This is a genomic window from Mesorhizobium sp. RSR380A, assembly GCF_054719385.1.
The window spans coordinates 602,736-616,544 of sequence record NZ_JBTTIB010000001.1 but is presented as its reverse complement, the minus strand read 5'-3'; the positions used below and the strand labels follow the sequence as shown (position 1 = coordinate 616,544).

General features: G+C 62.5%; 10 protein-coding genes. All 10 read left to right on the top strand.

The features are described 5' to 3' along the window. Positions 1-92 precede the first annotated feature (92 nt). On the top strand, positions 93-2,582 hold the full coding sequence (locus ACYG9Z_RS03050; RefSeq protein ID WP_023751622.1) for a mechanosensitive ion channel family protein: 2,490 nt from the start codon (positions 93-95) through the stop codon (positions 2,580-2,582). A gap of 144 nt (positions 2,583-2,726) precedes the next feature. Further along, positions 2,727-2,990, top strand: a complete 264-nt coding sequence (locus tag ACYG9Z_RS03045; RefSeq protein WP_023670370.1) for a hypothetical protein — start codon at positions 2,727-2,729, stop codon at positions 2,988-2,990. Positions 2,991-3,195: 205 nt separating this feature from the next. Then, the gene (locus ACYG9Z_RS03040; RefSeq protein ID WP_023751621.1) at positions 3,196-4,629 is read left to right on the top strand and encodes a UbiA family prenyltransferase; all 1,434 of its coding nucleotides are present in this window, start codon (positions 3,196-3,198) and stop codon (positions 4,627-4,629) included. 3 nt (positions 4,630-4,632) lie between these two features. Further along, complete coding sequence (locus ACYG9Z_RS03035; protein ID WP_023706098.1) at positions 4,633-5,985, top strand: FAD-binding oxidoreductase; 1,353 nt, start codon at positions 4,633-4,635, stop codon at positions 5,983-5,985. Positions 5,986-6,109: 124 nt separating this feature from the next. Further along, positions 6,110-6,553, top strand: a complete 444-nt coding sequence (locus tag ACYG9Z_RS03030; RefSeq protein WP_023700340.1) for an EamA family transporter — start codon at positions 6,110-6,112, stop codon at positions 6,551-6,553. After that, a complete protein-coding gene (locus tag ACYG9Z_RS03025) occupies positions 6,550-7,557 on the top strand; it encodes an NAD-dependent epimerase/dehydratase family protein (RefSeq protein ID WP_023751620.1) in 1,008 nt (335 codons plus the stop codon). Before ACYG9Z_RS03030 ends, ACYG9Z_RS03025 begins: the two co-directional genes overlap by 4 nt. 67 nt (positions 7,558-7,624) lie before the next feature. Next, on the top strand, positions 7,625-9,055 hold the full coding sequence (locus tag ACYG9Z_RS03020) for an aspartate aminotransferase family protein (protein ID WP_245259874.1): 1,431 nt from the start codon (positions 7,625-7,627) through the stop codon (positions 9,053-9,055). Between the two features lie 33 nt (positions 9,056-9,088). Next, complete coding sequence (locus tag ACYG9Z_RS03015; protein ID WP_023751618.1) at positions 9,089-10,324, top strand: hypothetical protein; 1,236 nt, start codon at positions 9,089-9,091, stop codon at positions 10,322-10,324. Beyond that, the gene (locus ACYG9Z_RS03010; protein WP_023691006.1) at positions 10,321-11,076 is read left to right on the top strand and encodes an FkbM family methyltransferase; all 756 of its coding nucleotides are present in this window, start codon (positions 10,321-10,323) and stop codon (positions 11,074-11,076) included. The genes ACYG9Z_RS03015 and ACYG9Z_RS03010 overlap by 4 nt, the downstream gene beginning before the upstream one ends. Before the next feature lie 155 nt (positions 11,077-11,231). Then, positions 11,232-13,793: a GcvT family protein gene (locus ACYG9Z_RS03005; protein ID WP_023751617.1), complete on the top strand. Its 2,562-nt coding sequence runs from the start codon at positions 11,232-11,234 to the stop codon at positions 13,791-13,793. The last annotated feature ends 16 nt before the right edge of the window (positions 13,794-13,809 follow it).

The window sequence follows — 13,809 nt, the reverse complement described above, 5'->3', positions numbered from 1 at the left end:
ATGACTTCGCCACGACTTGCCCCATGGGATGAGCGTCTCTATCAAGGTCCGCTTTAGAAGCGGCCTTTGCCGCGCTTCGAGTCGCCACCATTATGTTTTTTCGCTTCTTTCGCCTGATCCTGGTCCTCGCGCTCGTTGCCTTGGCGCCGCATTCGTTCGGCGCGATGGCGCAGGGGCTGGGCCAGGCGCCTGCCGGGCTGGTCGCCGACCAGCAGAAAATCCTGCAGGGTTTGACGACGAAAACCGACGCTCTGGAGAAGAAAGTCCAGGAGGACGGCGTCGACGACGCCACCCTCGTCGAGATCCGCCTGCAGCTGGAAGAGCTGTCGCGCGCTGCGCTGAACAGCGCGCTGGCGTTCCGGTCCCGGCTGGGGGAGATCAATTCGAGGCTTGAGCAGCTTGGTGCGCCCCCGGCTGCCGGACAGCCGCCTGAACCGGATATCGTGACCGGCGAGCGCCAGGCGCTGGCGTCGGAAAAGGCGGAGATCAACGCCGTCATCGCCGGCGCGCAGAACCTGTCGATCCGCATCAATGCGCTGATCGAGAAGATCGGCAATATGCGCAGCGAGCTGTTTCGCAGCGGGCTGACCAAGCGCTACGTGCTGTCCGATGCACTGAGCCCGCAAGTGTTTTCCGACGCCAGGGACGAATACGCCAATTTTTACAGGGCGGTGTCGTCCTGGCTGAGCTTTGCCTTCAAGTTCAAGTTCCAGGCGATGCTCGCGGCGACCCTCATGGCGCTCGCGTTGGCCGTGGTGCTTCTGGTCGGTGGGCGCCGCCTGTTTGGGCGCATCTTCGAGGCCGACGCGTCGGTTGAAGATCCGACGTATCTCAGTCGCCTGTCGGTGGCGTTCTGGTCGACCTTGCTGCCGACGCTGGCGGTCAGCGCCTTCCTCGCCTCGACGGTGTTCCTGTACAATTATTACAATGTGCTGCGCGGCGACATAGGCGTGTTCCTCAACGCGCTGGCAGCCGTCATCGCCATAGTGTTCTGTGTCAACCGCCTGACCAATGCGGCGCTGTCGCCCAGCATGCCGAACTGGCGCCTGATCCAGGTCGAGACCGGCCCGGCGCGTTGGCTGGTGCGGCTGACGACGGCCATGGCAGTCGTCATCGGCATCAACAATTTCCTGTCGATCGTCAACGACAAGATGGGCTCGCCCCTGTCGCTGACGGTGGCCAGGAGTTTTGTCGCCACCGTCATCGTGGGCGTCATCCTGATCCTTATGGCGCTGCTGAAGCCTTACAAGGACGCCGACGGGCGTTGGCGCCCCTGGCCAGCCTGGCTGCGCTACACCTGTGTCGCGCTCGGCCTGTTCACGATTGCGGCGGCGCTGTTCGGCTATATCGGTCTTGCCATCTTCGTCTCGTTGCAGGTCGTGGTCACCGGCACCATCCTGCTCACCGCCTATATCGGCTTCCTGTCGGCGCGCGAGATCGGCGAGGAGGGTGGTTTCGCCGGCACGTCCATCGGGCGCTGGCTGAAGACCAATTCCAGCTATGAGGACACCGCGCTCGACCAACTCGGCCTCGTCGTCAGCGTCGCCATCAACCTGATGATCGTGCTGGTGTTCCTGCCGCTGATCCTGTTGATGTGGGGCTTCCAGCCCGGCGATATCCAGGCCTGGGGCTATAAATTGGCGACAGGCGTCACCGTCGGTTCGGTGACGATTTCGGTCACCGGCATCCTCACCGGCATCGTCGTCTTCATCATCGGCTATTTCCTGACCCGCTGGTTCCAGGGCTGGCTCGACGGCTCGGTAATGGCGCGCGGCAAGGTCGATACCGGCGTGCGCAACTCGATCCGGCTGGCGGTCGGCTATGCCGGCGTCGCGCTCGCTGGGCTCGTCGGCATCTCGGCGGCGGGCATCGATCTCTCCAACCTGGCGCTTGTTGCCGGCGCACTTTCGCTGGGTATCGGCTTTGGCCTGCAGAATGTCGTGTCCAACTTCGTGTCCGGCCTGATCCTGCTCGCCGAGCGGCCGTTCAAGGTCGGCGACTGGATCGTCGCCGGCGACACATCAGGCACGGTCAAGAAGATCAGCGTGCGCGCCACCGAAATCGAGACCTTCCAGCGGCAATCGGTGATCCTGCCCAATTCGAATCTCATCAACAACGCCGTCGGCAACTGGACGCACCGCAACAAGCTCGGACGTGTGGAGATCAAGGTCGGGGTCGCCTATGGCAGCGACGTCAAGCGGGTACACGCGGTCCTGCTTGAGATTGCGCGCGGCCATGCGCTGGTGCTGAAGAACCCGGAACCGTTCGTGCTGTTCACCAATTTCGGGCCGGCAGCACTCGAGTTCGAGATCCGCGTGTTCCTGGCCGATGTGCTGAACGGCGCCATCGTTCAGAACGATATTCGCTTTGCCGTTCTCGATGCTTTTGACGCCGAGCACATAGAAATCCCCTCGACGCCGCGCGCCGAGGTCAAGGTCAAGAAGGCCGACGCATGGCCGATCGACGACGACAAGATCGAAGTCGAGTTCGCCGAGAAGGAGCAGGCGGAGGCCAAAGCCGCCGCGGAGGCGAAGCGGCTGGCCAAAACTGGTCGCAAGGCGCGCAAACCCGATCCCAGCTAGGCCCCAAGCTCCTCCCAAACCAATTGCGGCATGAATGCGGCATTCAGTTGCGGTTCAGCTTGCATCTCCTATAAGCTCACATGCAAAGGCGAGAATGCCTTGCGAAATGCAACAGAGGCGGTGTGGAAACACCGATATTGCAAAATGTGGAAGTCGCTCGTCGTCGCCATCGCTCTTACCGCAGCGAGTGGCTCGGCCTTTGCCGCCAGCGCGGTCAACAAGGACGCTGAGACCCGTACGCTGATCGTGACGGAAGGCGGCGGCAAGACGGAGTTGGCGCTGGCCGCCGGCGAAACCGTGGAATTCTGCCCGAACGGCTGTTTTGTCACCTTGCCCAATGGTGACCTCGAGGCCCTGACCGGCTCGGAAACGGTCGAAATCTCGGGTGGCGTTGCCCGCATCAAGTAAGTCGGCAGCAAATGTAGTAGAGGCCGGGCAATGCCCGGCCTTTTCTCGTCTACGGCAACGGTTGCTTAACGATGACGAGGGAAATACCCCGGCGCATATCCGTTGCAACCAGACGTTTTAACGTTCGTTGCGCCGTTGCTCGCTATGCCGGATACCAAGACGCCGAAACGTGGCGCGACGGGTTTTTGAGCTGGGCAGGAAAGATATGGATGCGCGGTCGGACAAGAACGCAATCCCGCTTGCGGTCGACCTCGACGGCACGCTGATTGCGACCGATCTTCTTTGGGAAGGCTTGTTCATCCTGCTCAAGAAGAATCCGCTCTATGTTTTCCTGGTTCCGTTCTGGCTGGCCGCCGGCCCGGCGCGGCTGAAACAAGCGATTGCCGACCGCATCGACATCGATCCGGCCTCGCTGCCCTATCGCGAAGCGCTGCTGCAGCGGCTGCGCGCCGACCATCGCGACGGACGCAAGATCGTGCTGGCGACCGGTACGCCACGCAAGTTCGCCGAGACAATCGCCGCGCATCTGGGCGTCTTCGACTATGTGCTGGCGACCGACGGTCCCCACAACATGACCTCGGGCCGCAAGCGCGACGCGCTCATCGCCGCCTATGGCGACGGCGGTTTCGACTATGCCGGCAACAGCCGGCACGACCTCAAGGTTTTCGGAGCCGCACGCAACGCCATCGTCGTGGCGCCCGACCGCCATGCGAGGCGCTGGCAGGCCGCGCATAGCGCCGAAAGGATGCCGGCGCCGAAAAGGACATTGAAGACATTCGTCAAGATGCTGCGCGTGCATCAGTGGCTGAAGAATTCGCTGATCGCGGTGCCGATGGTGCTGTCGCATGAATACTTCAACATCAACATGATCTGGCAATGCCTGCTGGCGTTCGTCTCCTTCAGCGCCGTGGCTTCCGCCATCTACATTCTCAACGATTTCTTCGACCTTGCGCTCGACCGCAAGCATCCGACCAAACGCAACCGGCCTTTCGCCAGCGGCGCTTTGTCGATCCCGTTCGGTCTCGGCGCGATGGCGGTGCTGCTGGCGATCGGCATTGCCGCCGGGCTTCTGTTGCCGATCGAGTTCCTGGGCGTGCTCGCCGGCTATCTGGTGGTGACCACAGCCTATTCGCTGTCGTTCAAGCGCATGCTCCTGGCCGACGTACTGACGCTGGCGGGGCTATACACTGTGCGTGTGCTGGCAGGTGCTGCGGCGACCGGGGTCGAAGTCTCGTTCTGGCTGCTCGCCTTCTCGATTTTCTTCTTCCTGTCGCTGGCGCTGGTGAAGCGCTATGTCGAACTGCGCACCACAGCCATTCCGGTGGGCGAGCGCATTGCCGGTCGCGGCTACCGCATCGAAGATCAGGAGATCGTCGCCCAGGCAGGAATGGCGTCGGCCTTCTCCTCGGCGCTGGTGCTGGCGCTCTACATGGACAGCGTCGCGGTACGCGAACTCTATCCGCATCCCTGGCTGGTCTGGCCGCTGGCGCCGATCGTGCTGTATTTGACCATGCGGGTCTGGATCCTGGCGCGCCGCAACGAGATGAATGATGATCCGGTCATCTTCATCATTCGCGACTGGCGAAGCCAGATCGTCGTGGTGATCGGCGCCGCCCTTCTGGTCGCGGGAGGCTGGTAGGGCATGGCCGGCGAACGGTACCGGAGTTTTGGCCTCGCCACGCCGGCCGCAAAGCGAGCCATCGCGGCCGACGATGCCATCGCGCTGATGCGAAGCGGCAAGGCGACAAAGAACGCTCTGCTCGCCTATGGCAATGGCCGCTCCTACGGTGATTCCTGCCAGAACGGGCCAGGTGCGGTCGTGGACATGCGGCCGCTGAACCGCATCGGCGCCTTCAATGCCGAGACCGGCCTGCTCGAGGCGGAGGCCGGCGTGTTCCTCTCCGATATCATTGCGCACACTGCACCTTACGGTTTCTTTCCGACTGTCGTCCCAGGCACCCAGTTCGTCACCCTTGGCGGCGCGATCGCCAATGACGTCCATGGCAAGAACCATCACCGGCGCGGCACCTTTGGCTGCCATGTCGAGTCGTTCACGCTGCTGCGCTCGGACGGGCGGACCTACACCTGCTCGGCAACCGACAATGCAAGGCTGTTTGCGGCGACGATCGGCGGCATGGGGCTGACCGGCCTGATCCTGTCGGCCTCGATCCGGCTGATGCGGGTGCATTCGCTCGATATCGCCGAGAAGGTAACGCGGTTTGCCGATCTCGGCGAATTCTTCGAACTGGCCGAGGCCGCCGACCAGGCCAATGAATATGCCGTCGCCTGGATCGACCAGCTTGCCGGCGGCCATGGCCGCGGGCGCGGCCTGTTGTTGACAGGCAATCATGCCGAGTATGGCTCGCATGCGGCGTCTCGCGCCGGCTCCCGTTTTTCAGTGCCGTTCCAGCCGCCGTTCAATGTGCTCAACCGGCCGTTCCTCACCGCCTTCAACGCCGCCTATCGGTGGAAGAAGGGGCGCTCGCCGGGGCCGAGCCAAACCGGCTACCAGGGCTTTTTCTTTCCGCTTGATGGTGTCGGCGACTGGAATCGGCTGTATGGCCCGAAAGGTCTCTACCAGCACCAGAGCTTGGTGCCGGAAAATGTCGCGCGCCAGACCGTGCCGGCGCTGCTCGAGGCGGCGCGACGGGCCGGGCAGGGCTCTTTCCTCACCGTGTTGAAGCGCTTCGGCTCGATCCGCTCGCCGGGGCTGCTGTCTTTTCCGCGGCCAGGCTTCACGTTGACGCTGGATTTCCCCAATCGCGGCGACAGGACGCTGGCCCTGCTCAGCGAACTCGACGGCATCACGGTCGCGGCCGGCGGCGCGGTCAACCCGTACAAGGATGCGCGCATGGGCGCTGATACTTTCGCGGCCTCCTTCCCGAATTGGCAGCGGCTTGAAGCGCTGCGCGACCCGGCGTTCGTGTCCAGTTTCTGGCTGCGGACGGCGAAAAAGCTCAACGTCCGGCCAGGGCGTGTCGAGGCAGCTGAATAGGTACAATCCGAATAAGTCATGGTGAATAGATCGTAATTTCCGTGGTTTACTCAAAGCATTGTCGTGACTTCATGAAATGTTTGCAGGTTCGTAATACGACCGTTGCGAGTGGCGGGTGCAAAATATGAAATACATCGTCTTCATTCTGTTCACGGTCATGACCAATGCCGCCGCGCAGCTGATGCTGAAGCAAGGCATGATGTCACTCGGGCCGATTTCGTTCGAAGGCACCAATCCGCTGTTGAGGCTGTTGCAGGTCGTTTTCAGCCCATGGGTGTTTCTCGGCCTGTGCACCTTCGTCATCTCGATGGCTTCGCATCTCTATGTGCTGTCCAAGGTCGAGCTCAGCTTTGCGTATCCGTTCCTCAGCCTTGCCTATGTCGCGGTTGCGATCTTCGCCTATTTCATCTTCCGCGAGGACCTCAATGCCTGGCGCATTGCCGGCATCGCCTTCATCTGCGTCGGCACCGTGCTGATCGCGCAAAGCGGTCGAGACTTGGGCGGGCGCGGGCATGACGACCAAACCGCTTCCATCATCCCCAACAAGACCAGCGAGATCGTTCGATGAGACATGTTATTTTCGGCGGCGACGGCTTCGTCGGCCGTCATCTTGCCCCGAAGCTTGTGGCCGATGGTGAAGAGGTTGTCGTTGCCGACATCGTCAAGAGCGACCTGGCGCACTATCGCAACGTTCGCTTCGTCACCTGCGATGTCACGGATACGGCCTCGGTGGCCAACATCGGATTGAAGGCCGACGACATGGTCTACAACCTGTCGGCCAAAATGCTGTCGCCGATCCAGGTGCGGGCCAAGCGTCACGACTTCTTCTTTCCGGTGAATCTCCACGGCACCGAACACATCATGCAGGCGATGGACAAGGCCGGCGCGTCCAAGCTCGTCCACTACACCACGGACATGATCTACGGCCACACGGTCACCCAGCCGATGACCGAGGAGCACCCGGTCGCGCCGCTCGGCGAATATGGCTGGTCGAAGCAGAAGACCGAGGAGCTCGCCGCGCAATGGCGCAAGCGCGGCATGTCGATCTCGCTTTTTCGACCGCGGCTGATCATCGGTCCCGGCCGGCTCGGGATCCTGGAAAAGCTGTTCAAACTGATCGACTGGAATTTTCCTGTGCCGATGATCGGCTCGGGCAAGAACCCCTATCAGTTCATCTCGGTGTTCGATTGCGCGGAAGCTGCCCGCGCGGCCTGGAAGGCAGGCGTGCCCAACCAGGCCTATAATCTGGGCTCCCTCAATCCGCCGCCGGTGAAGAAATTGCTGGGCGACCTGATCAAGCATGCTGGCTCGAAGTCGCTGCTGATCCCGACGCCGGGCTGGGCGGTCAAGCGCACCCTCGACCTGCTCGATCTCATGAACATGCCGATCATGGATCCCGAACAATATCTGATCGCCGATGAGGAGTGCGTGCTCGACGTATCCAAGGCCGAGCGCCAGCTCGGCTGGGTGCCGCAATATCGCGACGAGGGCATGCTGATCGCCGCCTACAGCGAATACCGCGCCAAGAAAGACGGGCTTGCCGTCACCGCAAATCATGTCCCCGCCGAATAGGTGGGACGACCAGGAGAACTCCGAAATGACCGTCATGGCCAAGCCTGAGCAGACGAACGCGCGCACCATGGTCGGCGCGCCGGCGTTGTCGCCTACCGCCATCGCCAAGCCCGACCTGATCAGCGTCGAGCAGGCGAAGGCGATGGATGTTGCGCGCATGACCGACTTGTTCAAGGCGCATCTCAATCCGGGCCAGCTGCATTTCATGAAGCTGCTCGGCTTCCACAAGATCAAGATCGAGCGTGCCGAAGGCATGTTCTACATCGACCAGAATGGCCGCAAGATTCTCGACTTCTTCGGCGGCTTCGGTTCGCTGGCCTTCGGCCACAACCATCCGCGCATCCTGGAGGCCCGGCGCAAATTCCAGGAGGAGAAGCGCCAGGAAATCGCCATCGCCTTCATGTCGCAATATGCATCGGCCCTTGCGCACAACATCGCCAAATGCTCGCCCGGCGATCTCGACATGGTGTTTCTGGGCTCGTCGGGTTCGGAAGCGATGGAAGCGGCGGTGAAGCTCGCCGAGCGCGCCGCCGGGCCTAAGAGGCCAAAAATCGTCTATGCCGAGAATTCCTTCCACGGCAAGACCAAGGGCGTGCTCGGCATTACCGATGGCCAGCTCTACCGCGCGGACTTCAAGATGGCTGAGAACACCGTTCGCATTCCGTTCGCCGATATCGAAGCGGTCGAGCGGCTGTTCCGCTCCGACCCGGAGGTCGGCGTCATCGTGCTTGAGACAATCCAGGGCGGCGGCGGCATCATCCAGGCGCCGGCCAAATACTGGCAGAAATTGCGCGTGCTCTGCGACCAGTATGGCGTGCTGTGGGTGGCGGACGAAGTGCAGTGCGGCTATGGCCGTTCGGGACGCTTCTATGCCTTCGAGCATTATGGCGTCGTGCCCGATGTGACGGCGCTGGCGAAATCGCTCGGCGCCGGCAAGGCGGCGGTCGGCGCGATGATCGCCCGGCGCGAGGTCTATATGAAGGCCTATGGCACGCCGAAGACGGCGATGATCCATGCCATGGCCACCTTTGGCGGCATGGGCGAGGCCTGCGTCACCGCGATCGAGGGCATCAACGTGCTCTATGATGAGGGGCTGATCGACAACGCCGCCACTACCGGCGACTATCTGCTGCAGCGCCTGCAGGCGCTGAAGGAGAAGTACCCGAAGATCATCAAGGATGTGCGCGGCAAAGGCTTTATGGTCGGGCTCGAGTTCCACGACTTCTCGCAGACCTTGCCGATGGTGCTGCGTCCGATCGTCAGCGTCCTCGACGACAAGCTGAAGGGCTCGCTGTCGGGCTTCGTCGGCGCGCTGTTGCTGCGCGACTATGACGTGCTCGTCGCCTTCACCGAATACAACCGCAACGTCATCCGTCTCGAGCCGCCGCTGATCTGCCAGCGCGAGCATGTCGACCATTTCGTCGATGCCTTCGATAGCCTGCTGTCGCGCGGCATCGTGGGGATCGTGAAGGATTTCGTCAAAAGCCAGGTCCGTTAAAGAAGTCCGTTGAGCGAAGTCCCGAGTCCGACAATGCTGAGCAAGTCTCCCGCCCCGCAAAACACACTCGACCGGCTGACCGCGGCCGCTCTGGCGTGGGGCGAGGGGACTTATGCGCGATGGGCCGCGCCAATCGGCGCGATCGCGTTTTCGCTCTATATCCTGCTGACGGCGTTTACCGCCTGGACGATGCCCGATGCCAATTGGGACATGCTGCCTTATCTCACAATCGCCGAGGAGGGCGCTTACCCAGATGCCCAGGCGCTGCATGACTATGCCTACAGGACGGTCCAGGCCGGCGTTTCGGCCGCCGACTACAAGGCGCTGACAGACGATGGCGGCGGCTTCCGCAGCCATATGGCGCAAAATGCCGCCGACTTTCACTCGCTGCTTGGCATGTACCGGATCAAGTTTCTCTATGCCGAGATGCTGTCGACGATGAGTTCGGTGATGTCGCCGGTCGAGGCGATGCGGGTGCTGCAGGTGGTCTCGGTGCTGCTGTTCGGGATGATCACGCTGCTGTGGCTGCGAACCGAAGGCGCGCTTGCGCTGGCGCCTGTGGTCGGCGCGGTGCTGATCATGGCCGATTTCGGCGATGCCGCACGCGCCTCGACCCCGGATCTGTTGTGCTCGGCGCTGTTCCTCGGCGGGCTGTTTGCTTATGTGCGCGGCCGCGAGGCAGCGACCGCTTTCCTGCTTTTCATGGCCTTCATGGCGCGGCCGGACAACATCGTGTTCCTGGCCATTTTCGCCGTGCTGCTGCTGGTCTTCCGGCAGCGGGCGTGGGGCGCGCTGGCCGGCTTTGCCGCGTCCTTCGTCGCCTATTTCGCGATTTCGCACTGGGCCCAACATCCCGGCTGGTGGCCGCATCTGTGGTTCTCCAGCATCGAGCAGCACTACAATATGGATGGCTTCGAGCCGCCGTTCTCGGTTGGCGCCTATCTCAAGGCGTTTGCCGCATCCTTCATTCGCGCCATCAGCATCAACAGCTGGGTCGGGGTCTCGGTTCTGGCGCTGGCCGCGTGGTTTGCGCTCGGCCGCGCCGGCTTCCGGCTCGATCGTCGCGCCGGCATCCTGCTTGCAGCACTGGTGCTTGGCGTGCTGGCGAAATTCACCGTCTTTCCGATCCACGACACCCGCATCTACTTCCCGAACCTTCTGCCGCCCTACCTTTTGCTTGTCGGCCCGATCATGGCGCTGTGGGCGTCGGCAAGCCTGAATGGAAGGCGGCCCATCGCCTTGCAGGCCATACCTGGAGATAAGCCATGAGTTCCATTTCCGGGCTGGCGCGCATCGCCCTTTCGCTCGGCCTGCCCGCCGGCCTGCTCGATCGCGGGCCGGCGTTGCGTGGCACGAAATTCCTGGCCAAGGCGGCGCTGAAGGCGCGGTTTGGCGGTGGGCAAGCCTTCCAGATGGTCAATGTCGGCGCTTGCGACGGCGCGCTGTTCGACGACGTCACGCCGTGGCTGCACCGCATTCCGCGGGCGCGGGCCGTGCTGGTCGAGCCGATCCCGTACAATCAGAAGCGGTTGCGCGCCAACTATCCCGACACGGAACGCTTCGTCATCGAACCGGTCGCGGTGACGAAGACCAAGGGCACGATCACCGTCCACACTTTCGATGCCGCGGCACTCGAGGCCGGCACGCTGCCGATCGAGTTCATCGGCTGCTCGTCGGTCACCGACACCAATCTGATGTCGGGCAAGAATGCCTGGGGCGAGGACGACGCCAATTTCAACAAGTTCGCGCCGCACGTGAGGGATATCGAGGTGACGTCGGAAACGCTGCAGACGCTGCTCGATCGCAACGGCATCACGCATATCGACGCCTTCCTGGTCGATTGCGAGGGCGCCGACTGGATCGTCTTCGAACAGCTCGATCTCAAGCGCTATCGTCCGGGCATGATCAAGGTCGAGGTCGGCGCGCTGCCGGCCGCCGAAATCGGCCAGGTCGTGGTCAAGCTGAAGACATCAGGCTATCAGGTCGGCTTCCAGGCCGAGGACATCTGGGCCTTCGCCTGAGATAGATCGCCACTGGCGGCACGCCGGCGCGCCGGGTCGCGTCGCATCTGCGACGTGTCGCAAACAGGCGGTAGCTCCATCCACGTCCTCTGCATATTGTGCGCCATTCGAACGGGCGCGGACGCGCCCGCTTTATCCCCTTGGAGTCGCGGGCAATGGCAGAGTTTCCGAAACAGGCGAAGGTCGTCATCGTCGGCCTGGGTGGCATTGTCGGCGCGTCGATCGCGCATCATCTGATCGAGCGCGGCTGGACCGACATTGTCGGCATCGACAAGTCGGGCATCCCGACCGATATCGGCTCGACCGCGCATGCCTCGGACTTCTGCTACACCACGAGCCATGATTTCCTGTCGTGCTGGACGACGCTCTACTCCATCGATTTCTACGAGAAGATGGGCCACTACGCCCGCATTGGCGGCCTCGAAGTGGCGCGCGTCGGCGACGACAGCCGCATGGACGAGATCAAGCGCAAGATCGCCTCGGCCAAATCCTTCGGCACCCGCGCCCGGCTGATCGAACCGGCCGAGATCAAGGAAAAATTCCCGCTGATCGAAGAGTCTATGGTGCAGGGCGGCCTGTGGGATCCGGACGCCGGCCTGGTCATCCCGCGCTCGCAGACCGTCGCCGGCAAGCTGGTCGACAAGGCGGAAGCGTCGGGCAAGTTGAAGTCGTTCGCCAACACGCCGGCCAAATCCCTCATTGTCGAGGAAGGCCGCATCAAGGGCGTGGTCACCGACCGCGGCACGATCATGGCCGACTATGTCATCGTCTGCGCCGGCATCTGGGGCCGGCTGATCGCCGAAATGGTCGGCGAAGACCTGCCGGTGATGCCGATCGACCATCCGCTGACCTTCTTCGGGCCTTACAATGAGTTTGCCGGTACCGGCAAGGAGATCGGCTGGCCGCTGCTGCGCGACCAAGGCAATTCGGCCTATATGCGCGACACCGGCGATCCCAAGACCGCCGAAGGCGGCCAGATCGAATGGGGTTACTACGAAGAGACCAATCCGCGTCTTTGCCATCCGCGCGATTTGCTGGAAAAGGATCAGGCGCGGCTGTCACCGTCGCAGCGCGATCTCGACATGGAGCAGATCCTGGCGCCGCTTGAGCGCGCCATGGAGCTGACGCCGATCCTGGGCGAACTCGGCTACAATGAAAGCCATTCCTTCAACGGCCTGTTGCAGGTGACCGCCGATGGCGGCCCGTCCATGGGCGAGAGCCAGAAGGTGAGGGGCCTCTGGTACGCCGTCGCCATCTGGGTCAAGGACGGCCCCGGCATGGGCAAGCTGATCGCCGACTGGATGACGGACGGCCGCACGGAAATCGACCATCACGCCATCGACTATGCGCGCTTCTATCCGCACCAGACGAAAGAGCAGTTCATCTGGGATCGCTGCACCGAGACGGCGATGAAGGTCTACAATCCAGCGGTGCATCCGCGCGAGCCGTTCTCCAAAGGTCGCAACATCCGCCGCTCGCCGTTCTGGGAGCGCGAGAAGGAGCTTGGCGGTTACTTCATGGAGCTGGGCGGTTGGGAGCGCGCGCATGGCTATGCCGCCAACGAGCATCTGCTGGAGAAGTATGGCAACCGGGTTCCCATACGTGAGAACGAGTGGGACAACCGCCATTTCTGGCGGGTGTCCAATGCCGAGCACCTGGCGATGAGCGAAGATTGCGGCATCGTCAACCTCTCGCATTTCTCGATGTACGACATCGAAGGGCCGGACCATGTCGCGCTGCTGGAGTGGCTGTGTGCGGCCAAGATCGGTGGCGACAACAACATCGGCAAGGGTATCTACACCCACTTCCTCGACGAGGAAGGCATGGTGCGCGCCGACTTCACCGTCATCCGCATGGCCGACCGCTGTCGGCTGATCGACGGCGCCGACGCCGGTCCGCGCGACTTCCGCTACATGCAGCGCACCGCGCAGGATAAAGGCTTTGACGTCACCATCACCGACGTGACGGAAAAATACGTCACCATCGGCATCTGGGGACCGAACGCGCGGGCGACGCTGCAGAAAGTGGTCGAAAATCCGGATGGTCTCTCGCTCGAGAACTTCCCCTTCGCGGCGATCAAGCCGGTCAGGATCGGCGGCAAGGACGTCACCGCCTTCCGCATCTCTTATGTCGGCGAGCAGGGCTGGGAACTGCACATGCGCTACGAGGACGGCCTGGCCGTTTGGGACGCGCTGCGTTCGACCGGCGTCATGCCGTTCGGCGTCGAGACCTATGCCAACACGCGTCGCATGGAAAAGAGCCTGCGCCTGCAGAACGCCGACCTTCTGACCGAGTACAATCTGCTTGAGGCCGACCTTGCCCGACCGAAGGTCAAGGAGAACGATTTCTGCGGCAAGGCCAAACATGTCGAATACCGCGCCCGCGAGCACCAGCCGGCGATCCTGTGCACGCTGGTGATGACCGAGAACGTCGATGCGAAAGGCGTTGCCCGCTATCCCGTCGGCACCATGCCGGTGATGGATCCGAAGACCGGCGAGACGCTGGTCGACGAACTCGGCCGCCGGTCTTTCACCACGTCGATGGCCTATGGCCCGACCATCGGCAAGAACATCGGCCTCGCCTATCTGCCCTGGGCCCATGCCCAGGAAGGCCGCAAGCTCGCCATCGAATATTTCGGCGAGACCTACCCGGTAGAAGTGGCGGCGGTTGGTTACAAGCCGCTCTACGATCCAGAGAATTTGAAGCCGAGGAGTTGAGCGTCATAGGTTCCAA